The sequence below is a fragment of the Streptomyces sp. NPDC046900 genome (genome assembly GCF_040644975.1).
Classification (GTDB): domain Bacteria; phylum Actinomycetota; class Actinomycetes; order Streptomycetales; family Streptomycetaceae; genus Streptomyces.
Window position 1 is genome coordinate 175,906 of record NZ_JBEYXD010000005.1, and the last position, 22,623, is coordinate 198,528.

The 22,623-nt window shown below is 68.2% G+C and carries 18 protein-coding genes and 3 pseudogenes; 5 read left to right on the forward strand and 16 right to left on the reverse strand.

Going from position 1 to position 22,623, the window contains the following annotated elements; translation table 11 throughout:
• Positions 1 to 169 precede the first annotated feature (169 nt).
• The 3 genes and pseudogenes from ABZ904_RS07680 to ABZ904_RS07690 all read right to left on the reverse strand — a co-directional run bounded on the left by ABZ904_RS07680 (position 170) and on the right by ABZ904_RS07690 (position 2,957).
• A complete protein-coding gene (locus tag ABZ904_RS07680; protein ID WP_361821768.1) occupies positions 170 to 1,117 on the reverse strand; it encodes a phosphotransferase in 948 nt (315 codons plus the stop codon).
• A 504-nt stretch (positions 1,118 to 1,621) separates the two neighbouring features.
• A pseudogene (locus tag ABZ904_RS07685) lies at positions 1,622 to 2,451 on the reverse strand (IS5 family transposase).
• A 143-nt stretch (positions 2,452 to 2,594) separates the two neighbouring features.
• A complete protein-coding gene (locus ABZ904_RS07690; protein WP_360991441.1) occupies positions 2,595 to 2,957 on the reverse strand; it encodes a DUF5335 family protein in 363 nt (120 codons plus the stop codon).
• A gap of 311 nt (positions 2,958 to 3,268) precedes the next feature.
• On the opposite strand from ABZ904_RS07690, the pseudogene ABZ904_RS07695 reads away from it, so the two are divergent.
• Positions 3,269 to 3,733, forward strand: a pseudogene (locus ABZ904_RS07695) (transposase family protein); the annotation flags it as partial.
• Positions 3,734 to 3,772: 39 nt separating this feature from the next.
• Here ABZ904_RS07695 and ABZ904_RS07700 read toward each other — a convergent pair.
• The 5 genes from ABZ904_RS07700 to ABZ904_RS07720 form a co-directional block, all read right to left on the reverse strand.
• A complete protein-coding gene (locus tag ABZ904_RS07700) occupies positions 3,773 to 5,023 on the reverse strand; it encodes a site-specific integrase (protein ID WP_361821772.1) in 1,251 nt (416 codons plus the stop codon).
• Between the two features lie 82 nt (positions 5,024 to 5,105).
• A complete protein-coding gene (locus ABZ904_RS07705; protein ID WP_360991435.1) occupies positions 5,106 to 5,336 on the reverse strand; it encodes an excisionase family DNA-binding protein in 231 nt (76 codons plus the stop codon).
• 23 nt (positions 5,337 to 5,359) lie between these two features.
• A complete protein-coding gene (locus ABZ904_RS07710; protein WP_360991432.1) occupies positions 5,360 to 6,997 on the reverse strand; it encodes a YfjI family protein in 1,638 nt (545 codons plus the stop codon).
• Between the two features lie 1,290 nt (positions 6,998 to 8,287).
• Positions 8,288 to 8,956, reverse strand: coding sequence for a hypothetical protein (locus ABZ904_RS07715; protein ID WP_360991429.1), 669 nt, complete (start codon positions 8,954 to 8,956; stop codon positions 8,288 to 8,290).
• 279 nt (positions 8,957 to 9,235) lie between these two features.
• Positions 9,236 to 9,598, reverse strand: coding sequence for a hypothetical protein (locus ABZ904_RS07720; RefSeq protein ID WP_360991426.1), 363 nt, complete (start codon positions 9,596 to 9,598; stop codon positions 9,236 to 9,238).
• A 406-nt stretch (positions 9,599 to 10,004) separates the two neighbouring features.
• On the opposite strand from ABZ904_RS07720, the pseudogene ABZ904_RS07725 reads away from it, so the two are divergent.
• Positions 10,005 to 10,202: pseudogene (locus ABZ904_RS07725) on the forward strand (transposase); the annotation flags it as partial.
• A gap of 614 nt (positions 10,203 to 10,816) precedes the next feature.
• The gene (locus tag ABZ904_RS07730) at positions 10,817 to 11,551 is read left to right on the forward strand and encodes a tyrosine-type recombinase/integrase (protein ID WP_361821776.1); all 735 of its coding nucleotides are present in this window, start codon (positions 10,817 to 10,819) and stop codon (positions 11,549 to 11,551) included.
• A gap of 458 nt (positions 11,552 to 12,009) precedes the next feature.
• Here the strand turns inward: ABZ904_RS07730 and ABZ904_RS07735 are convergent, their stop codons facing one another.
• Complete coding sequence (locus ABZ904_RS07735; protein ID WP_361821779.1) at positions 12,010 to 12,618, reverse strand: hypothetical protein; 609 nt, start codon at positions 12,616 to 12,618, stop codon at positions 12,010 to 12,012.
• Between the two features lie 121 nt (positions 12,619 to 12,739).
• The gene (locus tag ABZ904_RS07740; protein WP_361821781.1) at positions 12,740 to 13,045 is read right to left on the reverse strand and encodes a hypothetical protein; all 306 of its coding nucleotides are present in this window, start codon (positions 13,043 to 13,045) and stop codon (positions 12,740 to 12,742) included.
• Positions 13,046 to 13,115: 70 nt separating this feature from the next.
• On the opposite strand from ABZ904_RS07740, the gene ABZ904_RS07745 reads away from it, so the two are divergent.
• Positions 13,116 to 13,427 carry a GntR family transcriptional regulator gene (locus ABZ904_RS07745; protein WP_361821784.1) on the forward strand — a complete coding sequence of 104 codons (312 nt, stop codon included), beginning with the start codon at positions 13,116 to 13,118 and terminating at the stop codon, positions 13,425 to 13,427.
• Positions 13,428 to 13,568: 141 nt separating this feature from the next.
• On the opposite strand, the gene ABZ904_RS07750 is transcribed toward ABZ904_RS07745, so the two are convergent.
• From ABZ904_RS07750 to ABZ904_RS07765, 4 genes are all read right to left on the reverse strand, one after another.
• A complete protein-coding gene (locus ABZ904_RS07750) occupies positions 13,569 to 13,697 on the reverse strand; it encodes a hypothetical protein (RefSeq protein WP_361821787.1) in 129 nt (42 codons plus the stop codon).
• A gap of 75 nt (positions 13,698 to 13,772) precedes the next feature.
• Positions 13,773 to 14,693 carry a class I SAM-dependent methyltransferase gene (locus ABZ904_RS07755; RefSeq protein WP_359410782.1) on the reverse strand — a complete coding sequence of 307 codons (921 nt, stop codon included), beginning with the start codon at positions 14,691 to 14,693 and terminating at the stop codon, positions 13,773 to 13,775.
• Between the two features lie 234 nt (positions 14,694 to 14,927).
• On the reverse strand, positions 14,928 to 19,112 hold the full coding sequence (locus tag ABZ904_RS07760; protein WP_361821790.1) for a carboxypeptidase regulatory-like domain-containing protein: 4,185 nt from the start codon (positions 19,110 to 19,112) through the stop codon (positions 14,928 to 14,930).
• Positions 19,113 to 19,558: 446 nt separating this feature from the next.
• Positions 19,559 to 20,068: a hypothetical protein gene (locus tag ABZ904_RS07765; protein ID WP_359396926.1), complete on the reverse strand. Its 510-nt coding sequence runs from the start codon at positions 20,066 to 20,068 to the stop codon at positions 19,559 to 19,561.
• 291 nt (positions 20,069 to 20,359) lie between these two features.
• Here ABZ904_RS07765 and ABZ904_RS07770 point away from each other — a divergent pair, with 291 nt between their 5' ends.
• Positions 20,360 to 20,887, forward strand: a complete 528-nt coding sequence (locus ABZ904_RS07770; RefSeq protein ID WP_360991414.1) for a L,D-transpeptidase — start codon at positions 20,360 to 20,362, stop codon at positions 20,885 to 20,887.
• Between the two features lie 219 nt (positions 20,888 to 21,106).
• Here ABZ904_RS07770 and ABZ904_RS07775 read toward each other — a convergent pair whose 3' ends face one another.
• On the reverse strand, positions 21,107 to 22,273 hold the full coding sequence (locus ABZ904_RS07775) for an SUKH-4 family immunity protein (RefSeq protein ID WP_360991411.1): 1,167 nt from the start codon (positions 22,271 to 22,273) through the stop codon (positions 21,107 to 21,109).
• A gap of 188 nt (positions 22,274 to 22,461) precedes the next feature.
• Positions 22,462 to 22,623, reverse strand: a complete 162-nt coding sequence (locus ABZ904_RS07780) for a hypothetical protein (RefSeq protein ID WP_359396933.1) — start codon at positions 22,621 to 22,623, stop codon at positions 22,462 to 22,464.

Below are 22,623 nucleotides of genomic sequence, written 5' to 3' on the forward strand. Positions count from 1 at the left end.
CTTCCGCTCGACCATCCACCTGCTGTCTTCGTGGCCTCCTCGGGCGTCGTCGGCAGAGAGAACGGCCGCTCGACCCCCAGGGCCATGTGCCCCTGGATCCGCTCGGGATCGTAGGGCACCGCACACACCGTCACCGGAACTTCCCGGCTGCCCGGCCGCCCGCGGTGCGTCACCGGTGCAGGGACTCGGCGACGGCCGGGTCCTCGAGCACGGTGACGCACCAGGCGAAGTGCTCGTCACCGCCGCCCGGCGCGAAGGCGTCGCTCGTGGCCATCGCATAGGCGGCCCGGTACAGCAGGAGGTCGTCGACCGCGTAGCCGAACTCGTCGGCGAACCGCGTGGTGAGCTGCCGGGTGATCTCCGGGGCGTGCTCGGTGCCCGCCGGGAAGATGGCCGCGGCCACGGCGGCGTCGAACCGGGGGTCCCCGCCCGTGGACAGGAAGCCGTAGTCCACGAGGGCGAGCGGCCGCAGGTCGTCGTCCACCAGCACGGTCTCCGGGAAGACGTCACCGTGGACGACCGCCTCGTCGGTACGGGGCAGCGAGCGCAGCTTCCGAAGCAGCCGGGCGCGCGCGTCGTCGAAGTCGCGGACATGCGTGGAGAGCCGGTCCGCGCACCGGCTGACCCGCCGGTCCACCAGGTCCGCCAGGGCGGATCCGAAAGTGGTGTGACCTTCCCACAGCGGGCGTTCCTCGTCCAGCACAGGAAGGTGCTTGACCTCGTCGACGTCATGGGCGTCCGCGAGGGCGCGCAGCACGCCGACCAGGCAGTCGACCGCTTCGGGCAGCACCTCGTCCGGGTCGTCGGTGCGGATCCTGCCCGCCAAGGGCTCGCCGGTCAGCTCCCGCTCCACGGTCATCGGGACACCGTCGATGTCCTCGACGGCGAGGATCTCCGGGGCGCCGAACGGCAGGTGCGCCGCGGCATCGGCGTAGAAACGCTGCATCCGCCGCAGTTCGGATCCCCGTCGGCGCTCCCACACCTTGGCCACCGTTCCGTCCCCGAGTCGGTAGACGGCTCCCTCCACCGCCGCCTCGACGGGCCCGGCGTCGGGATATCCGGCGTCGACGAAATGTCGTACGCGCCGGGCCGTGGGGTCCCGTATCGCATCGGACATCTCGTGCCTCCTTCCGCCCCCGGCGTGAACGACCGGCCGGTCGGCGGGGCCGACGCCGGGACCATCTCCCACGGTAGGCCCCTCGCCCGCGCGACACCCGGTGACGGAGCGCTGCCGGGCGCCGTGCGGTCCGCCACGCGTATACGGCGGAACAGTGCCGGCGGATCCTGCGTATCCGGAGCCGACAGTGGCTGTTCCTTCGTACACTGGCGGCCGTCGCCCGCCGACGGCCGCGTCCGGCCACTGCGCGGGGACCCGCCGACGGGCACCATGCACTGCGGCGTCCGTCGACCGCAGCCCCCCACCGCTAATCCGGCCGTGCCCCGCCCGGGACGCAGGCCGAACTCGACCTTGCAGGATCGTGGGCGGAGCGGGAGGCGGCCCTTGACCAGGGCGCACGGCGAAGGGCCGCCCGGGGCCCCGCAGTCCTGTCGTAGCCGGGCGTTCCCACCTTAGAGCCGAAGCTGCGATTCAGCGCTACCGACTAGGTTCTGTCGTCAAATGTCACGCCCACATCAGCAGGGCTGCGAGGGTGACGGCTGCTTGGTAGGACTCGGTGGTCATGTCGTACCGGGTGGCGATGCCGCGCCATTGCTTCAGTTTGTTGAAGCACCGTTCCACCACGTTGCGCCGCTTGTAGGTGTCGCGATCGAAGGCCGGGGGTCGTCCGCCGCGGCTGCCGCGGTTCAGCCGGTTGCGGACCTGGTCGGCTCGCTCGGGGATGGTGTGGCTGATCCCGCGCCGCCGCAGCCAGGTGCGGATCGCCCTGGAGCTGTAGCCCTTGTCACCCAGGACATGCGAGGGCCGCACCCGGGGTCGTCCCGGGCCGGTGCGGGGCACCGGGATCGCCTCCATCACGGCGGTGAACTGGGTGCAGTCGTTGGTGTTGCCGCCCGTGACGATGAAGGCGAGCGGGCGGCACACACCGTCGCAGGCCAGGTGAATCTTACTGGTCAGGCCGCCTCGGGAGCGTCCGAGGGCCGGGCTGCGGAGCCCCTTTTTCGGGCCCCGGCGGCATGCTGGTGGGCGCGGACGACGGTGGAGTCGACCGACACCAACCAGTCGATGTCGCCGGCGGCGTACGCCTTCGCCTGGGCGGCGCGGAGCATCCGCTCGAACGTGCCGTCCGCCGCCCACCTGCGAAAACGGGTGTGTAGCGTGGCCCACGGCCCGTACCGCTCGGGCACATCCCGCCAGGCCGTGCCCGTACGGAACTTCCGCACGATCCCGTTGAGGACCCTGCGGTCATCCAGCCGCTTGCGTCCACGCAACGTCACGGGCAGCAACGGCCGGACGAACTCCCATTCTGCATCGGACAGTTCATGGCGACGTATCACCCGACCATGATCCACCACTCAAGATCATTTGAAGACACCGCCTAGATCCCCAAGTCGGCCCGTCACCCATCTAGTGATCACCAACGGGTTTGTCATACGAAGTGCCGTGACGGCTGCCGGCGGCGGGCGCGCCTCAGGGGTCAGGACTCCGTGCCGGACTCCTGGGGGAAGAAGGTGATCAGCGTGGCGGCGCCGTCCTTGTCGACTGTCCGGACCGCCGGCTCGGGAATGTCCTGCGTGGCGACGTCGATCTCCCTGGGGTGCCACACCAGGTGCCGCATGACGACGGGGTAGCGCGGCGACCGTCCGCCGACGGAGACGGCCACTACGTCGTCCTTCGGGTCGTACACGATGGTGGCGAAGGGCAGCCGGTTGGCTTCGTACTGGTGCCCGACCTCGGGGTCCAGTACCTCAATGGTGACGAACTCCCCCTGGTGTTCCTCGGTCATCTGGTTGAGGGCGGTCTCCCAGGTGCTGCGGTCGAGCGTTTCGGTGCCGGCCATCGTCGTTCCTCCTCCGGTGGCAATCTGCTCTCCCCACGACGGTAGCCGCAGCCCTGAGCGACTGCCTCGGCCTGACAGGTCAAGCCGTGCGGCCCTGGTGGACCTGCCTGAACGAGTCCGGGCCGAAGCCTTACGGGGCGGGCTCCGGTACGGGCGGAGCGGGGGCGGGCACCGGCCTGCCGGACCCACGTGAGTCGCCACGCGCCCCACCGTGACCAGCAGGAACAGCACGCCACCGGAAGTACCAGGGCCCACCCGTCTCCGTCCTCGCAGCGCAGGCGGGAGCGGAGCAGTTCACCGAAGTGACCTGGATCCTGGACGGGACGCTGCTGCCGATCGACCGGATTGCCGCCGACCGGCCCTTCTATTCCGGCAAACACAAGAAGCACGGCATGAACGTGCAGGTCATCGCCGACCCCAGGGGACGTCTCCTGTGGGCCTCGGCTGCCCTGCCCGGGGCGGTCCACGATCTCCGGGCGGCCCGTGAGAACGGCACCATCGACGCTCTCGCCGAGGCCGGCATCAACTGCTGGGCCGACAAGGGGTACCGCGGTGCCGGGGGCACAGTCCGAGTCCCTTACTGGGGCCGCTGGGAGAACCTGTCCATGGGTCAGCAGGCGGTCAACCGTTCCCACGCGAAGATCCGGGCCCTCGTCGAGCAGGCCGTCGCCACCCTCAAGTTCTGGCGGCTCCTCCGTAAGCTCCGCTGCTCGACCACTCGCATCACGAGCCTCGTTCAGGCTGTCCTCACCCTGCATCTGACCAGTTCAGAGTGAGGATGGAAACGGCTCACAGACCAGAAGGGCGGATCCGACCTAGTCCTCGCCTTCCTCGCGAGTCTCGTCGTCCGCCTTCCAAACGAGACCGTCGACCTGTCGCGCCACGTCGGCCCGCACGGCGTCGACCATGTGCTGATACCGGGCGGCCATGGCAGTTGTCGACCACCCCATGAGGCCCATGACGGCCCGCTCAGGGACTCCGAGGATCAGCAGGACCGTCGCGGCGGTGTGGCGCGCGTCGTGCAGGCGTCCGTCCCGGACCTTGGCCTCTGTCAGGAGAGCTTTCCATTCGGACCAGTCCCGACGGTGGGACGGGCTACGGCCGTGCTCGTCCGGGAACACCAGACCGTTTTCCACCCAACGCTGGCCGGCTGCCTCCCGCTCCCGTTCCTGCGCCTTGAGGTGGGCCCGCAGTAGGTCAACGAGCTGCTCCGGAAGACCGACTGCGCGGCGGCCGGCAGGCGACTTAGTGGTGGACGTCTCCGGGTTGCTGCGTCGCCTCTGCGGGCAATACCCCGCCTTGCGCCCGCAGGGCTCCGCACACCCATGCGCGTACTGCGCCCGGTGGCGACTGCGGCGGACCACGAGAAACCCGCCGTCAAGGTCTACGTCCTCCCACTTCAGCCCCAGCACTTCCCCTTGGCGCAGTCCGAGGGCGAGGGCGACGGCCCAGCGAGCGGAGGTGCGGTGCCGGTCGGCGGCCTTCAGTAGCCGCTGTACCTCTTGGACGCTGTAGGGCTCCACCTCGTAGTCACCGGTTTTCGGCGCCTTGGCCAACTGAACAGGGTTCTTGCCGAGGTGACCACGCCGTACGGCCTCATTGAGGGAGGTGCGCAGGGTGCGGTGTGCCTGGTGCGCGGTCGCGGGCTTGCTGCCGTTGGCCTGCATCTTCGCGTAGAACGCCTCGATGTGCTCGGGCTTGAGCCTGTCGAGACGGTGAGCCCCCAAGCCGGGGATGAGGTGCTTTCGCACGGCGACGCCGTACCCGACCATCGTGTTGTCGTTGACCGCGAGGGGCGCGACGTTCTCGATCCAGTGCGTCAACCACGCCTTGACCGTCCACGCCTTGCCGGGCTTCCGCACGGTTTTGGCGTCGCGATCCTTCTCCAACTCGCGTACGGCGAGCGCCACTTCGGCACGGGTCTTTCGCTCGACGTGACGGCGGTAGGGGGTGCCGTCGTCGCGGATGCCGACGATGACGCGGCCGTGCCACTTGCCGTCTTTGCCGAAGTAGATGGAGCTTCGGCCGTTGGGCTGTCGGGTGCGCTTCTTCTTTTCCTCTGCCATAGGCAGGCTCCTGCTTCTTGTGTGTCGGGATGGAGACCGGGGCAGCGGGCTGTCCTGTCCGGGAGTGCCGCCACCCCGGGCGTCATCCAGCGGCGCGTTGGGCGGTGCGGAGACGGGTGACGTAGGCGGCAGGCGCGTCGGCGGGGACGCGGCGGAGTCCGCCGACCGTGACGGACTCCAGTTGGCTGGTGCGGATGAGGGCGAAGCACGTGGTGCGGCCGATGCGGAGTCGACGGGCGGCCTCTTCGACCTTGAGGAGGACAAGGGTCGGGTCTTCGGCGGGGGCGAGGGGGAGGGTGGTGGGTTCGTCCACGGCTCACTCCTGTGAGGCTGAGTTCATGGGCAGGTGCCGTCGCACAAACCGCAATATCCGCAGAAACCCCGGGGAGGGCCGTTGAGCTGCGGTGATGCGGTGCGCGGGTGGTGGCCGGCGGTGCTCCGCAGAAACCCGCGATATTCCGCAAAATCCGGGGCGGCCGTCGGCCGGTCGCGGCGGGCCGGGGAGTGGTCGGGTTTTTTGCGGAATATCGCGGGATTGCGCGACGGACCCCCGGCCTGGGCCGGCATGAGGGTCCGTCGCAGGTCAGCGGGGGTGTCCGGGGTTTCTGCGATTTTGCGGTTTGTGTGGGAGGGGTTGGGCACGAGGCGAGGGTCACCGGCCGCCTTGGCGCAGGGACGGGTGGGCCTGTAGGCGGGGTGCCGGGGGCGCCCGCGCTTGCCAGTGCGCTCCGGTTGGTAGGACCGCAGGTATCCGTGGTCTTCCAGCAACGCGAGGGCCGGTTCCAGGTCCGCGACGGTGGGGACCTCGCTGCGGGACAGGACGCTGAAGACGTCCCGCCGGCTGACGTCGTCCCATCCGCTGTCCCGCAGCGCTTCCAGCACGCTGCGGGCGCGGGAGAGGACCGGGTCGGCGCCCATGACGTCGAACACGGCGAGGGCCTGGGCGGTGTAGTACTCCCCCAGCTCGATGGCCGCGCGCATGGTGTCTTCGCTGACCGGCTGGGCGTAACCGTTGCCGCCGTGTTCGGCGAGGTGCAGCAGCGCGGCCATGCGGGCGGTCGCCCCGGCAAGCTTTCCGGCCCAGTTGGAGATGTGGCCCAGCTTGCCGCCGCGCGCCTTGAGCTGCGGTTCGATGCGCTTCTGATAGGCGATCAGCGCCGCATCCGCTTCCGGGGTGAGCTGGATGACGGCCGGGTCAGTCCACTCCGCCCGGGACAGCGCGAGGTCGATGACCCGGGCGGTGTAGGCGGCGGCCGTCTCTTCCGGTACCGGATCGGTGATGATCTCGCGGTCACCGACCGTGGACACCGGCAGGGGGTACAGGAAGCGGGCCAACAGCCCGCGTCCCTCGAACCCCTTCACCTTCCCGATGTCCCGCAACACGTCCGGCTGCACGGCCAGGCCGATGGTCAGGGCGGGGGCGTCGATGTACTCGCGGCGGGTCTGCCGGTTCACCCTCAGCCGGTCCCCAGCATGCCCCTTAAGGAAGACCTCCATGTTGGGGGCGCCGGAGTAGCGGCCAGCGATGATGTCGAAGATGCCGCCCTCAGCGCTCATCACCGACAGCCGGCCGCCCTGTTCCGCCATGAGCGAGGTGACCGTCTCAGGTGTCGAGTCGTCCGCCAACAGGACCGGTTCGGCGGGGACAGTGAGCGTGCCCGCCGTCTGCGCGAGACCCACCGCGGTGGCCACCATCTCATCGCGCTTGTCACCGTCGGCGGACGCGGCCTTGGCAGCGGCCTTGTCGGCCGCTTCCTTGGCCAACCTCGCCGTCAACTCCGCTTCCACGATCACGGGCTTCATCGCGGCCTTGAGCTGTTTCTCAGCCTCATGCAGGGGGTTGGTCAGCAACGCGAAGACGGCCGACTTGCAGTTCGCGGGCGGGAGCGCCACCACGGTGTAGAGGTTGGTGGGTTCACGCCAGTTGCCGCGTACATGGACCACCGACCGGCCGCCGGCCGCCGTGGCGAGCACGGCGAGGGCGATCGAACCGGCGAGGTCGACCGGGGTCTGTGTCTCCTCGGCAACGGCGGTTTATCTCGCCGAGGAGCAGAGCGGGCTACAGGAAGCGTGTTTGCCGGCAAGCTAGCGATCCCCTTCGCCTCTCTGATCGAGAGGCGAGGGCAAAAGACATGGGCAGCAACCATCTGGGACCGGCGGTGGCTACCGCCGGTCCCCGTCGGCGACGGCTGGCCGTCGCCGTGTTCGCCCGCTACGAATTTCTGAGGTACGCCGTGCATCACGGAGCAGACTGGTCATCATCGGACGCCGAGTTCCGCCAGGCCCTACGGACCTTTTGCCACGACCGGAGGACATCAGGCAGTTGCTCCAGGATGCCTCGGACAGCGAACAGGAGAACGGAGACGACACCTGCGCCTGCAAGGAGCGTGAGTACCGCTGAGTTGCTCACCGGTTTTCGACCTTTCTTAATGGTGGTCGAACCAGTGGGGAGGCAGGTTCAGTTCGACCACGATGTGCGTGGATAGAACTGACTTCCTGCCGACACCAAGAACTCAGACCGGGATCAGCTCCCGGGGGCTTCTTGCAGGGTGGTGCATGCAGGCCCAGATGCCTGCGTGTTTGAATCCACTCCCCGGTCGCCCGTGTCGGAGGCGAGAACGGTTCTGTGGAAACCTTCCTGGCACCCCAGCACTGAGCCGGGCCGCCCAGGGCGCGGACAGACCGGGCACTGGGCCCGATCTGAGATTGTGTGGAAGCTACCACAACTGCCCTGTGTTGAAATTGAGTTCACCGCTCGACTTGACAGCTGCGGGTTGCTCCCCTCTCAGGCCGGACACCATCGCCAGACGTGTAGGTCACGTCCTGCTCCTGACACGCGCGCGAGCTTCAGCGCGCCACCGAGCTGCCTGCCGCGGTCCTCGCTCGCACCCTCGGACTGGAGCGCCTAAAGGTGATCGCGCGACGCTGCGGCGTGGAGCCTTGAAAGCGGAGTCATGTCGCCCAGCCAGTCCGGTAAGCGGGTACCGCAGTCGAGGGGCGACATCAGCCCCCGGCCGGCCACGCAGCCTCGCCCGGACAGAACGCATCGAACATTATTGAAAGCCACAATTCTGTACAGTCCAACCCGGTTGAGGGCAACTCCTGGGGCCGGGGCCCATCCAGGTCTATTGGCAAGCGCATTGGCTCCGCCCGCTTTTAGACCTCTCGAAGCCGACATCCGAGTGAGCGGTGAGTGAGAGGCTTTTGCTGGTGGTGGCGAGGGCCAGGTTCAGCGAAGCCGTGACGCTCGGAGCCGGCCTCGACCTAGCGAAGGGCGAAGTGCAGGATGAGGTAGACGGAGAACAGGGTCAGGACAACCAGGGAGCACCCTGACGGGCTCCGGTAGTACGCCCTCGGCACTCGGTACCTGCGCATCTCCGCCACCCGGCCCGAGATGTCGCCGACGTGGATGAAGTACGCCTCGCCTGCGTCCCAGGACAGCTGCCCATCCGGGCCGCGGCGGCCGAGGCGGAGGTCGCCCGTCGCCCGACGGCGCCACAGCCGACCGGCGACGTCGGTGAACTCCACGACGCACCGCGCGGGGTCGGGCTCCCCGTCGGCGACCGGAAGCGTGTCCGCCTTGGAGGCGCCGGGGTTCAGGTGGCCGTTGAGCGTCGGCGACCCCAGGGCCTGGTCGTCGTACCGGAGGGCCACCCCGGTGAACGGCTGCGTGCTGCCGTTCGTCACGGTGAGCCGCCAGAGGGAGACCGACGGGTCGAGGGTGGACGCGTGCCGGGTGACCTCCACGCGAAGCATCGACGCGTGAACAGACGCCTGTCGGCGCTCCGTCTCCCGCTCCTGGGCCCGGAGGTGCGCCTCCCGCGCACCGAGCTCCCGCGCCTGCCGCCGCTGCTGCCGGTTCCCGACGAACGTCAGCGCCAGTCCCCCGAGGCCAACCACGGCGCCGATGACCCCGAACACGAGCTCCGCCATGGTCGCCAACTGTGGCCGCTGGGAACCATCGTTGTCTACCGCACAGCGGTAGACAGAGCGTGAGCGCCGGCCTCTCGGCGGGGTGGGACCTGGACCAGGGCGGAGACGCGAGAGGCCCTCGACGGGTCACCAGGCCTGCCAGGGCAGGCAACCAGGGTCAGGGCGCAGCAAGGCGCTGAAGTGCTGCCGTCAGCGACGGCTGGCGGTTGAGTGCTGACGGCAGAGCGACGGTTCATTGCATGGCCAGGCGCAACACCGGCGTCGGGGCAACGCCGTCACCTACGGTCGCGGAGCCACGCGCGTCGTCTCCCGCGAAGTCCTCAGGAAGTCACGACGCGCCTCGCCCGTCGCCTTCCTGGCCTCGTGGTGTGCATCCCAGTCCGGCCACTCCGTGCTTCCCGCCTTCGCCCGCACGGCCTCTCTCAGCGCCGCCAGGGCGGAGAGCAGACGAACGGCGGCAGCGTCCACGTTTTCCGGTCCCAGAAGCTCCACCCGCTCGATCGTTCGCTTCACGGTCTCCGTGATCTCGTGGGTGCGCTCGTAGATCGACTTTGCGCTCTCCTCCCAGCCGTCGCCCTCGAAGTGTTCGGCGGCGTAGTGCTCTCCCTCCCAGTTCTCGACCACCTCGTCGAACCGCTTCACGCCGGTGTCCCACGCCTCCAGGAGCGCGACGTACGCCTCCTGCCGCTGCCCGCGCAGCCACTACCCGTGCTCCACCGCGGCCTGGTCGGTGACCTGTCGACGCCCCACGACCACGCCAGCCAGTACGCCACTCAGTGCGGCAAGTGCGGCGATAACCGCGGCCACGACCGTCCTCCACTGCTCTCCCACGCGGGACATCCTGCACCGTCGAACGGTCGCTTGGCGCGGTAGGTGGCTCAGACGGTGACCAGACGCAGCCAGGGCGTTGAGCGACCGCCGCCGTGACGGCGGTGACGAGTGGCTTCCGCCAGGGGCGGCGGCTGTGTGGCCGGCCAGGGTCGCCGGGGCGGGCGGCGTATGACATCCCCACCTGCGGAAATGGTTACGCGGCATGCGCATCGGCGTGCGCATCGCTCGTAAAGGCATCGAGTCCAGCGAACGGTTGGGGCGCCGAAGGTGGGTGATCGAGCGGACGAACTCGTGGCTGTCCGGCTACCGACGACTTAGCCGCCGCTATGAACGCCACTCCCGCAACTACCTCGCCTTTCTCGGCCTCGCCGCAGCCCTGTGCCGCTACAAGCGAATCGTCCGCCTCACCACATAGGACACGGTCTTAGCTTGACAGTGTCCGCAGATCATGCCAAGGAAGGCGGCACCCCCGCACCAAGTGCGGCAGCGAGCGGACACGAACGCAGCGACCGGCGGCGACCGACGCACCACGATGCTCTGTCCGGCCTCTCGACGGGCATGGCTGCGCGTCGGGGCGCCCGTCTCAGTTTCCGCCTCATTCGCCTCCGTTCACTGACATCCAACACCGTTCGTGCGGCTTTGACGATCACTGCATATGTACGGGTCTGAACGTCAGCGGACGAGCACGGATCACGCCCTGACCAGTGGAAACGAACCTGCAAAGCGAGTTACGCGGGTTCGATTCCCGCCATGGCCTCCAAAACAGTCTCTGACCCGCATGTTTCTAGGTCAGACACAGCTCTCAAGGTCTAGGACTCCCGTCCAAGACGGGGCTAGGTCAGTTGCTTGGTCCGCCACCGACTGACCTAGCTCCACAGAGCGCCACACGGCGCGAAGGGAGCCCAAGTGCCAGCACGTACACCTCTCCGGAGCGCGCTCAGGAAGCCTCAGAGCACCGATGCGCAGCAGCAGCCGACAGCACCCCTCAGGGTCGTAGATGGACGCTCCGCCACGGATGCGCGCACGGCCATGCTGGAAGAGCTGGACTTGCACCTAAGCACGATCACCAACAGGTTCGGCCGTCCGTACCAGCGCAAGACTATCAACGCGTACAAATTCGCTGGTGTCGCCCTGCACAACTGGATGACCGAGAGCGATATGGAAGGCGACTTCACGGCATGTGACGTGCCGACCCTGAACCGCTTCTTTCGCTGGTACTACCAGGTGCACGACGTGCCCAAGTCCCAGGATGGCAAGGGGGGTTACACGGGAGGGACCAACACCCTTCAAAGGAACCTGCGCCCTCTGTTCATCTACTTGGCAGAGGAGTACGACCACGCCAACCCCTACGACTCCCCCAAGTTCCACCGGTACACGGCTCCCCCTCTCGGTAAACCCAAGACGCTCTCAGAGGAGTTCGTGACAGACATACTCAAGGTCACGGGGAACGGCTCTCCCAAAGTCCGTGACTTCCAGACCGTGAGGGATCACGCAATCGTCCGAGTCCTCACCGAGGGACTGAGAGCAGAGGAGTTGCTGAATCTGCGGGTACAGGACTTGGACCTAGCGCAGCGAACCATGCTGGTGATCCCGCTCAAGATGGACAGGAACAGCGTTGACGCCCGTGTGATCCCTCTCCAGCCCAAGACAGCAAAGGCTCTCGCCCGGCATCTCCGCGTGCGCTCCACTCACCCTCTGGCCGACTCCACCCCGTTCCTGTGGCTTGGGACTCGGGGACGTGGTCCACAGTCTAGAAGCCCCTGAGAGCCTCGCTTATCTCTGGTGGCACTGAGAGGCCAGGGGCAGTAGAACGGCGCTCAGAGGGGCGTACAGAGGGCTTTACGGCCTCATTCGGGGTTACTGCTGCGCCGGATAGTGCATGGTCATGATGCGCCCTGTCTTCACCACCATCTTGGGCGACTTGTACAGAGTGAGGATCAGTGCCTTTCTGCCTACCTGGTTGATCGCTGGTTCAATCGAGAGCACTTCAGTAGTCTTGCCATTCCACAGTTTCAGGTGATCGCCTGCTTTCAACTTGTCGGCTCTCTTGCGTACTGGCTTGTTAATACTTCCTCCTCATGGTCGGTTGGTCTTGGAGCTATGACTGTCCCATGAGGCACTGACAAACAGACATGAGTCATTCCGCTTACGGGCACAGCTAAGCGCCCGACTCCGAGGCGAACCGGGCGATGTCACGCGCATTCAAACCGGCTGGCGGCTGTCTACTCCGTCTCCTCCAATTCATCAAAGGAGAGCTGTCGGTGCAGGGGCGACTCATGCTCTAGGTACGCTGCCCGTGCTTTCACATACTCCACCAGGTCGTCGAATTCAAACCAGACTTGATCTTCCTTTGACATCCACTTGCTCACCATTTTGGACTTATTGGTCAGGGCCACCTCCACCCTGACTCTTTTGACGTAGGGAATGAGCTCACCCATGGCATCATTGGCCTGGACTCCGACTTCGACTTCGACTTCGACTTGCAGGTCTACTCCACCCATCGGGGGTATCGCTTCATCTTTGTCGCCCTTGATGACGTCAAGGTCTACATGACCATATTTACCGTCGATAGGCATGATCTTTTGCGGTGCGAGATCAATCTTCAGAGATAGATCCCTAATCTTGATCTGACTCTGGCTCGTATTTGTGACATCGACCAGGAAAATACCCACGGGGTCTTCCCACTCATGAGCCCCGAATATGAACCATTTCGCGCTCACTTCGGCACGTGGTGTCACGCGCCGGTAGTTCGACCATGCGGCGACCATGTTGGTCACGGTGCCTGCGGCGCTGAGTGACGCAACGATGATCGCGATGACTGGAAGCGACATGGGCCAAGGATGCCCATCTGTAAGCCCGTTGGACCCTCGCTTGAGGAACATCTGCGGTTGGCCATGAGAGAGCCCCTGGACGCCGTACACAGGTATCCAGGGGCTTTTCTGTGGGCGGGGTCTACTCCCCGCTCTCCTCGTACTCCGGAAGCCTCTGTCCCCGGCTCTCGCAGACGTTCAGTACGTCCACGAGGCTTTCGATGAGGCGAGTGCAGATCCAGCGCAGTTCATCTGCGGTGAGCTTGGCTTCCTCGTCCACCATGGGCCGCGCCAATTCCGCGATCACCGCAGCAGTATTGATCTGCTGGTTCTCGATCTGGTCTGCCAGCAGAGACAAGGGAGTTGATGATCCGTCGGTGACCAGATGTGCGCGCTTGCCCTCTGGTCCACTCCAGGGCAACAGCCGTACGACGCTACGCTCTGCCATGCCGACTCCAATCCAGCCGGTAGCCCCGCCTCGCTGTGCTCGCCAGTCCAGTGGAGCGGGGCGCTTCTCTATGTGCGGAGCAGTCACTTTACGGCAGCTTGCTACAGCTAGCTATCCCTCGCCGCACTCCGCTGTAGCGCGCAGCATTGATCATGTGGAGCTAGATGAGACTCGGGCCAAGTGGGTGCAGATTGCTGCCGAGATTGAGCGGCGCATCAGCGCTGGTGTGTATCCAGCGGGAACGAAGCTGCCTGGCATCCTCGCACTGTGCGCAGAGTTCTCCGTCGCTCAGGTGACAGCACGGAAGGCACTTGCAGACCTGCGGGAGCGCGGGCTCATCCGGACTGAGAACGGCATCGGTTCGTTCGTCTCTGAGCCCTAGGAGCGGCTGGAAGACCTGTACCGGCCGCTCGTGCCCGCTGTTGAGTCAGTCGCCTGGGTTCGTCTGAACCGCTTGACCTACGGGGCGAGCCTGGCAGACTCGGTACGAGTCCCAGGCTGCGTGAGCAGACTGCAAAGCGAGTTACGCGGGTTCGATTCCCGCCATGGCCTCCAGCGCCTTGAGCAGGCAGAACGACAGGGCGGCACCCGAGAGGGGTGCCGCCCGTTGCTCGTCCGTCTCTGTTCCCGTCTCGGTTGCGGGAGCGCTCATCATGACGGCGCTCCGGCAACGAGGCAGGGAGGGCCTACCGAGGAGAGCCGGCGGGTACCCGCCGGCCGCCCTGGGTCAGCTCCGCGCCGCGCGCTTGGCCGCGCGGGAGCTGCGGATCGCGCGGGTGACGACGGGCGGCAGCAGGTCGACCGCGATGCGGCGGGTGAGGCTGCGGCCCGGGGCGGCGGGCGTGGAAGGCCGGGCGGCTGACTGCTCTGCGGCGGGCTCGGGCTCCGCGGCGTGCCGGGAGAGCGGGACGGACGGCGCCCGCATGCCCTTGGACTTGAGCCGGATGATGCGGTGTCCGGCCGCCTCCTGGACGCTGAGGAGGCAGTCATCGCGACCGCGTGCCATCGCCAGCAGCTCCTTCTGCACCTGGCCGGGGTCGCCCCAGGTGCCGTACAGCTTCTGTGTGCTCAGACAGATGGGGCGCAGGCCCCTGTTGAGCACTGCCTCCCAGGCGGCCACGGAGACACCGGGCGTGTGCTCCGAACGGAAGTCGTCCAGGACGACGACTCCGCCGGGCAGCAGCAGGTCGTGCGCCGCGCCTATGTCGGCGTACACGTGCTTGTACAGGTGCGAGGCGTCGATGTGGACGAACCGGCAGGAGCGGGGCTCGACCTCGTCCGGCACCAGGGAGCTGGGGCCCTCCAGGACACGGGGCAGCTCGTCGTGGAAGGAGAGGTAGTTCTCCTCGAAGGCCCGTCGGTTGAGCGCGCTGTACGACTTCGTCGACTCCGCCCGGTTGGCGGCGTCCGGCGCAGCGCCCTCGAAGAGGTCGCACACCGTGTACCGCTCACCGTCCCGGAGGTGGCCGCCGAGGAAGATCGCGCTCTTCCCCATGTACACCCCGACTTCCAGCAGATCGCCCCGCATCCCAGCGGACTCCTGGCGCGCCAGGATCCAGTCGAAGAGCATCTGGTCCAGTACGGGGAACCACCCGGGAACGTCTTCGAATCTGCGGGGTGGTTGGGGTGCGGTGTGTACGGTCGTCATGCGAACAGGCACTCCCTTGTGCGGACGAGCTGGTGTGAGATTGCTGCGTACCTGCCCCGGTACGCACATCCAAACGTGGGACAAGATGAACGGTGGGCCAATTTCCGTATCGGTGCCGCGGCCTCCTTGGCCGGCACGGCGTCTGAGGGCACCTGGGCGGCACCCCGGACGTCCCCGCCGCCGGGTGAGGCCGGCGGCGGGGACGTTCAGGGATGCGTCAGAGCGCCAGTGCGGTCAGCTGCTGAGCAGGGTGAAGTCTCTGACCGTCGTCGCCCCCTTCTTGATCTTCACCGTGGCCGATGTCGGCTGATAGCCGTCCTTGGCCGCGATGACCTGGAGCGGGCTGTTGCGGGCGTCGAGCCACAGTGCGTAGCTGCCGTCCGCAGCGGTCTTGATCGTGTAATGGGTGGTCCCGCTGGAGATCTGCACGGTCGCGCCGGCGATCGGGCCGCCCGCGGACGCCGTCACCGTGCCGGCGATCTTGCCCCAGGTGGTGGGCGGCTTCACGGTCAGTGAGACACCGACCGGGTCGAGCCGGTACGGGGTGTCGCTGCGCGGAATCAGCGAAGCGGTGTAGGTGCCCGGCTGGGTGATCTCCGGTACGGAGGCGTCGAGCGTGACCGTGAGCGTCGTGGAGGCGCCCGGTTGGACGGTCACCGTGTTCGCGCTTTCGGTCAGCCAGGTGACATCGGCGGCGTGCACCTGGTCGTAGCCCGGCAGGACCTCGGAGGTCTTGATCGGGGTGCCTGCGCTGGTGAGACCGCCGATCGCGTAGAAGCCCAGGCTGCCGCCGCCGCGGTAGACCGAGGCGTTGGCGTTGGGCAGGGCGGTCCAGACGTTCTCGCCCGGCTCGTAGGCCCACACCTGGTTGGTCAGCGCGGTGCCGTTGTCGACCACGCCGCCCCGGATCAGCAGCATTCCGTTCGCCGAGGCGTAGGCCGCGCCCCAGGCGTCGGTCGGCTGGTCCGCGACGGGCGACCAGGTGTTGGTGTCGGGGTCGTACATGTAGGCGTGCTTGGAGGTCACGCGTTGGGCCTCGCCGCCCGAGCAGTAGAGCTTGTCCGCGATGGCGCCGCAGGACTCCCAGGCCACCTGCTGCGGGTACGGGGCCGCCATCGACCAGGAGTCGGTGTCCGGGTCGTAGACGGAGACGTCGGTGGAGCCGCAGCCGAGGGTGGGGCAGCCGCCGACCGAGTACAGCTTGCCGTCGAGTACCGCACTGCCCGCGCCTGCGTACGGCTTGGGCATGCGGGCGCCCGTGCTCCAGGTGTTGGTGGCGATGTCGTAGATCTCCAGCTTGGCGTCCGGGCTGCCGCTGCTGCCCCAGCCGCCTGCCACGTAGATCTTGCCGTTGATCAGTCCGTGGGCCGGGGCGTCGCGGGTGTCGGCGCCGGAGGCGAGCTTGGTCCAGCTTCCGTTGTACGCGTAGAGGTCTTTGGTGCTTGCGCCTCCGATGGAGCCGAACGCGGAGTAGACGGTGCCCTGGTAGGTCTCGACCGCGTTGTCGCCGGTGGCCACCGGCAGGTCGGGGACGGGCTGCCAGGTGGTGCCCGGGGCGCTGAGGGCGCGGGCCGTCGCGTGGGACTGGCCGGCCCTCGAGGCGGCCGCGGGCGAGGTGAGCCGCAGCGGCGAGTAGGAGCCCTTCACCAGGTGCAGGGGGGCGCCTGCACGCTTCAACGGGACCGCTGCCCGCTGTATGGCGAATCCTCCGGTCTTCTCGGTGAGGTTGACGGTGGCCGGTGCGGTGCCGTCGTTGGTGACGGTCAGGGTCTGGCTCGCGCTCTTGCCCCAGGCCACGTCCTTGGCGATGGGCGCCGGGGTCAGCTTGAGCCGGCCGGCCTTGAGTGCGAGGTCGTGCTTGACCGTGCCGTCCGGGGTGATGTCCACGGTGTCGGTGGCGGTGGTGTAGCGCGACAGCGCGGCGGCCACGGGGTGGTTGCCCGTCAGGTGCGAGAACATCCAGTAGAAGCCGTCGCCCACCTGCGCATCGTCGGGCGTGGCCGTGCTGGTGGTGTGGTCACCGGGGGCGTCGGTGCTGGTGACGGTGGCACCGTTGACGCCCGCGTGGGTGTTGGCGTCCGTCACATGGCCGACGAGGAGGGCGCCGGGTACCGGGTCGTAGGTGCGCTGCCCGAGGAAGACGTTGTCGAGCTGCCACCACATGCCCCAGTCGATGGTGGTGTAGTGGAAGCGCACCCGGACGTCGCTCTTGCCAGCGTAGGCGTCGAGCGGCAGTTCGATGTGGGCTGGACCGCGTACCCAGATCGAGGTCTTCTCCCACAGGGTGGTCCAGGTGGTACCGCCGTCGGAGGAGATGTCCACATCCGCGGTGTTGCCCGCCCAACCGGCGTAGTCGGTGTCGAAGGCCAGGATGGGCGTGGTCGCCGAGCCGAGGTCGAACGACGGCGAGACCAGCGAGGAGTCCTGCGTCTGCAGGCCGCTGAAGTCGCTGTCGACGATCGCGGAGCCGCCACTGCCGCCGGTGTTGTTGCCCCGGCTGCCCGGGTCGTCGAAGGTCCAACCGCCCTCCGTGCCGTCGGCGTTGACCACGCTCCAGCCGTTTCCGGGCCCGGCGGTGGAGCCGAAGGCCTCGGTCGGGCCGTGCAGGTTCACGGCGTAGCCCGGCGCCTGGGCGGCGGCCGAGTCCACGGGCACGGCGACGTCCAGCTTCTGGTCGGCGGTCGCGACCTGGACGGTCTTGTCGACCGCCTGGTAGCCGGGGTAGTCGGCGGTGACGTGCAGGGTGTACGAGGCGCCCTGCGGGAGCTTCAGGGAGTAGGCGCCGGTTGCGGGGTCGGTGAAGACCGGGCCGCCGGGCACACGGTCGGCGGTGATCTTCGCGTAGAGCGGCCAGCCGTGGCCGGAGCCGTCGGTGACCTTGCCGGAGACCGTCTGCGTGGGCAGGGCGTCGAGGCTGAAGGACTGGGCGACGGTGCCGCCGTCGGCCAGGACGACACCGTCGGCATGGCCGACGGCGTAGCCGTACACGCTCGCGGTCATGTCGTAGGTGCCCGCCGGGATGTCCAGCCGGTAGGTGCCGGATGCGTTCGAAATGGCGGTGTTGTCACCGGCCTTGACGGTCACTCCGGCGATCGGCTTGCCGGTGCCGCGGTCGGTGACCGTGCCGCTGATCACGCCGTGCGGGCCGGTGCGGAACGCGTCGATGCCGTGGGGAGTGCCGAGCCCGGTGGGGCCGTCGTAGCCGGGGCCCGCCGTGCACAGCACCGCCGGGGTGCAGGTGCCGTTGCTGCCGGCGGTCACGTCGTTGAGCGAGCCGGCCTGGGCATAGGGGTAGGCGTTGGGGTACGTTCCCGCGGCCGGGGTGCCGGCGTCCGCGTAGACGCCCGTGATGAGCGGGGCGGATGCGCTCGTACCGCCGTACACCTGCCAGCCGTCAGCGCCGTAGGTCTGGTAGACCGAGACGCCGGTGGCCGGGTCGGCGACTGCCGAGACATCGGCGACGGTGCGGTTCGCGCACGCGGTGTCGGTCTGGAACGCGGGCTTCGGCTCGTAGAGCGAGCAGCCCGAACCGGGGCCGCCGCCGCTGGGGCCGTGCCACACCGACTCGCTCCAGCCGCGGCTGGTACCGGAGTCCTTGACCAGGGCGGTGCCGCCGACGGAGGTGACGTACTGCGAGGCCGCCGGATAGGCGACGCCGTAGCTGCTGTCACCCGAGGACGCGACGACCGCCACGCCCGGGTGGTTGTAGTAGGGGTCCAGGGCGGTGAGTTCCGCCGGGTCCTCGCCGCTGCCCGCAGTGCTGTTGTACCCGGAGCCATACGAGTTGGAGACGTACTTCGCGCCGAGCGCGACCGCCTCGTCCACCGCGGCACCCATGTCCGCGAAGGCCGGGCTGTCCGCCTCGATCAGCAGGATGTGGGCGTTGGGGGCGGCGGCGGACACCATGTCCACATCGAGGGATATCTCGCCGGCCCATCCCGGATCAGCGGCTGGATACTGCCTGCCGCCGCGCTGGTCGACCTTGGTGAAGCAGCCGTTGGCCGTGGTGCACGCGGGCAGACCGTACTGCTGGCGGTAGACCGCCAGGTCGGCTTCGACGCTCGGGTCGTCGTAGGCGTCCACGATCGCGACGGTCTGGCCGGCGCCGCCGTCCGCACGCAGCGCATAGGCGCTCTGCAGGTCGTCGGCGCCGAAGCCGGACGGGGTCGCGGACAGCGACTGCACACCCTTGCGGGCGGCCACGTCGGTGCGGCGCATCGCCAGGCAGGCGAACTGCCCGGGCTTGGGGTCCGCGCACTGCTGGACGACCGCGGTCTGGCCGGAGGGCGCGGCGGCCGCGGGCGCCGCCGCGGGCAGTTGGAGTCCGATGAGGGCAAGCGCTGCCGACAGGAGGCCGACGACCGCGGTGGCGGCTCGCCCTCCACGTCCACCGCTCGGTCTGAGACGGATCGTACGCACGGAGAATCTCCTGAAACCGGAGGTGACCGGGCGATGAGGATGTCCCCGCCCGATCGCGGCCCGATCAGACCGCTGGCGTATGCAACTGCCTCCGCCCTGCCGCCCGGAAGGCGTCGTGGCTGTCGCATATGTGACACGCCCAAAAGCGCCGTGCGGGGTCGACGTCCCGTCATCCGGGGAGGGACGTCGCATCCGCGCGCAGGCGCGGTCGCGGGGAGATCCGCGACGACATCCACGAAGCCTTCCTCAGCCTGGCCTGCGGCATCATCTGCCGGCGCGGCTGGTCGACCTCTCAGGAGCCTTGAGAGCACGGCAGTTGGGGCGAAGCGCGATCACGGTCTCAGGGGTGTCGTCGTCGCCGGCGCCGCGGTTCGACGTGGTCGACGTGGTCGACGTCAAGGATGGGCGCGCCGGTATCCGTGCGTTTGGGGGGTGCGGTTCAGGCCCTAGGCGAAGTCCTCGGTGGCGTCGACGCCGCAGCGGCGCAGTACTTCGATGACCTGGCGTTCGAGGTCCTCGCCCACCTTCGTCACCTCGGGAATGCCGAGACTTCCGAACTCGTCGCTGGGCCGGTGCATGCCGAAGACCGCGTTGCCGTCGCCGTCGCTCCACACCAGCATCCGCAGGGGTGCGTACAGCAAGGCCCTGGGGTCGTACCGCACCATGCTCTCGGCGGTGACGTGGTTTCCGGTCAGGTACTCCATCGTCCTCACCTGGTGGCCCGCCAGCTTCAAGAGCTGGGTGCCGTTGAGCCGCCAGTAGCGGACCAGGTGGTTGGGGGCGTTCACCTCCATGGCGGCACGGACGTCGTCCCAGCTGCCGCCGGCCTCCGCGATGAGCTCGACCACCCCCACGTCGGCGATGGGCGCCGCTTTCTCGAAGGCGGTGATGAAATCGCCGTACGGAATTCCCGTGTGGACTTCGACCCGCTTCACGGTGTGGGTTTCACTCGGCATAAAAGAACTTCCCTTGCTGCTGGGCCCGCATCCTTGGACGGCGGGCCGGATACGTTGCCGACAGCGGAAGTCTCAGAAAAAGAACCGTAGGTTCGTCGGGTGAGCCGGGCAACTCGGGCCGGGTGTTCGGGGCGCACCCTGGAAGCCATGTCCATGCGAACGGAGATTCGTTTGGGCCGGCCGATTGAGCAGCTCGGTCGGCGGTACCCGCAGAGAGCGGGGCGAAGCCGCCCCGACGCGAGGGAGGGGCCAAAGTCTCCGAGTGTGCACAGAGAGCGACGATGATCAGAGATGACCCACCAACGCCAAGTCCCACGCCCACGACTTCGTGACGTCATCCGGCTCGCCCTGGTCGGTGTCCTGGCGGCCCTCCTGACGCTGGGCGCCGGTCCCGCCCGGGCGGCCTCCTCGGGGCACGTCTCGACGATCGACGAGGCGACCCACCAGATGACCGTCACGGACAACGGCCGGACGGTGATGACCTTCGCCGTGGGCTTCGGAAAGCTCAGCTTCCGTACGCCGTCAGGAACGTTCCACGTGCTGGGCAAGGACGCGGTCGTCCAGATGACCTCGTGCAGCGCACGCATCACGTGTGATCCGCACAGTCCCAATTACTACTCGCTCACCGTCCACTGGGCGGTGCGCCTGACCAACGCAGGTGTGTTCGTTCACGCGGCCCCCTGGGACCACTCCATCGGCCGGGCCGACACCTCCCACGGCTGCATCCATCTGAGCACGGCGGACGCCCGCCGCTTCTACGATTTCAGCCGGGTCGGCGACACGGTGATCGTCAAGCACACCGGCTCGAGCGGCCGGTAGAGGTGCGCAGGCGGCGTGAAGGGGTGGCATTCGCGGGAGCGTGTCGCCCCTTCGTCCGTCCTTCGTGGGCGCCTCCCCCCGCGCATCGGCTTGCGGTTCCGGACGTAGCGTCCCCGCCCACAAGCGTCGTCCGCCCGGGCCGGCACGATGTCCGAGGGTCGGCGCAGTCGCGAGCGGCCCACGTCCGGTGACCCGGATCGCCCTGGCGCAGGGTCGGCGCTATGCGTACAGTCCCCCGCCCGCCTGGTCCTCGAAGGCCTCCGGCCAGTAGCGCCAGCCGTCGTCCTGGGGGGTCCTCGGGGTGGGGTCGCAGGCGATCGGGTCGACCGCGGCGAGCGTTTCGGCCATGGTGGCGGCCAGTTGCTCGTACGCGTCCGTCAAGTCGTGCTCCTGGTCGAGCGCCTTCTCGCGGTGCACCAGCCAGACCGTGAAAGCCAGGGTGGAGATGTCCGCGTTGAGCGGGCGAAGGACCGCGTCGGCCTCGCTCCAGCACAGGACCGCCCCGGTGGCGCCGTCGACGACCAGGCTCGTGTCCTCCACCAGATAGCCGAGGCGTATCAGCCGGTCCGCCTCCGAAGGCAGTTCGTCCGCGGTGAACCGGTCCTCGTCCGCGTAGTACTCGGCCAGCGTCGGCAACGGCACGTCCGTGTCGAGTTCGTACCAGTAGCCGTTCTCCGGGAGGCCCACCTCACGCAGGAAGCGGCGGGTCGGCTCGTGCGTGAGCGTGCCGGGGAAATCGACGTCCTCGAAGCGCACGACGGCAGCGGAGCCGAACTCCTCGTCCAGCAGCCGCGACGGCAGGTCGAGCGCAAGTCCCGTTCCGGGGCGGGCGATCCGGGCGAGGGGGCGGATCAGCGCGGCCATCCGCCAGTACGGCGCCAGGTCCTCCCCGGCGTCCGCGGCGAACACCGACGCCAGCCGCTCGGACGCCGCCGCCACCACCTTGGGGCCGTATCCCTGGGACGCGAACCGGCCCCGGGACGCGATCAGTTCGTCCGTCGCGGCCGCGCACCGCAGCAGCGCGTCCAGCGACGGCGCGAGCGGCGAGAGGTCCATCAGGCCGGGGTGACGCCGGTGGACGTGGGTCGTGAAGATCTCGCCCGTGGTGCCGTTCAGCACAAGGGACTCCAGGTCCCGGTCGACGGTCCGCAGCGCGCCTACGACGAGTTGGTCCCGCAGTTCCTCCGCGAGTCTCTCCGCGTCGTCGACGAGCTCGGCGACCCGCCGCAGCGCGGGCCGATGGCGCAGCGCCCCGAATCCCAACAGGGCGCTGTCGGACGGCAGTCCGGGCCCGGTGAGCAGGCGCCGTGTCGCCTCGTGTGTGACATGCGGATCGAGATCCGTCCCGGTCAGCGTGATCACGCCACCGATGTCGGTCGTGCCCATTGCTTCCCCCGTGTGCTTCGTCCCCAGAGCTGCCCGTGGCGGAGGGACGACCCCCGTCGAGCGGCTCTCCCCCGACGTCGAAAACCATACGCGGCCCCACTGACAACGCGGCCGGCATCGGTCCGGGACCCGCCGCACGCCCTGAGCACGTGACGAAGACCAGGCTTTTTCGGGGAGGGCACGGCCCGTCAGGTGAAGTACACCCCGCCGAGGACCACCACGATCGCCGCCAGCACGAACACGAGGATCCACCCCAGCAGCTTCCCGACACTGGGTGGAGGCTCGTAGCGCGGCTCCTCGGCCGACGGCGCGTCAGGGGTCTCGGGGGTCTGCTGGGGCTGGTCGGTCAC

Excerpts from the sequence above, each read along its gene's own strand:
- ABZ904_RS07680 (WP_361821768.1), bottom strand. The coding sequence starts at position 1,117 with ATGTCCGATGCGATACGGGACCCCACGGCCCGGCGCGTACGACATTTC.
- ABZ904_RS07690 (WP_360991441.1), bottom strand. The coding sequence starts at position 2,957 with ATGGCCGGCACCGAAACGCTCGACCGCAGCACCTGGGAGACCGCCCTC.
- ABZ904_RS07700 (WP_361821772.1), bottom strand. The coding sequence starts at position 5,023 with ATGGCAGAGGAAAAGAAGAAGCGCACCCGACAGCCCAACGGCCGAAGC.
- ABZ904_RS07715 (WP_360991429.1), bottom strand. The coding sequence starts at position 8,956 with ATGGCGGAGCTCGTGTTCGGGGTCATCGGCGCCGTGGTTGGCCTCGGG.
- ABZ904_RS07730 (WP_361821776.1), top strand. The coding sequence starts at position 10,817 with ATGCTGGAAGAGCTGGACTTGCACCTAAGCACGATCACCAACAGGTTC.
- ABZ904_RS07735 (WP_361821779.1), bottom strand. The coding sequence starts at position 12,618 with ATGTCGCTTCCAGTCATCGCGATCATCGTTGCGTCACTCAGCGCCGCA.
- ABZ904_RS07740 (WP_361821781.1), bottom strand. The coding sequence starts at position 13,045 with ATGGCAGAGCGTAGCGTCGTACGGCTGTTGCCCTGGAGTGGACCAGAG.
- ABZ904_RS07745 (WP_361821784.1), top strand. The coding sequence starts at position 13,116 with ATGTGCGGAGCAGTCACTTTACGGCAGCTTGCTACAGCTAGCTATCCC.
- ABZ904_RS07750 (WP_361821787.1), bottom strand. The coding sequence starts at position 13,697 with ATGAGCGCTCCCGCAACCGAGACGGGAACAGAGACGGACGAGCAACGG.
- ABZ904_RS07755 (WP_359410782.1), bottom strand. The coding sequence starts at position 14,693 with ATGACGACCGTACACACCGCACCCCAACCACCCCGCAGATTCGAAGAC.
- ABZ904_RS07765 (WP_359396926.1), bottom strand. The coding sequence starts at position 20,068 with ATGCCGAGTGAAACCCACACCGTGAAGCGGGTCGAAGTCCACACGGGA.
- ABZ904_RS07770 (WP_360991414.1), top strand. The coding sequence starts at position 20,360 with ATGACCCACCAACGCCAAGTCCCACGCCCACGACTTCGTGACGTCATC.
- ABZ904_RS07775 (WP_360991411.1), bottom strand. The coding sequence starts at position 22,273 with ATGGGCACGACCGACATCGGTGGCGTGATCACGCTGACCGGGACGGAT.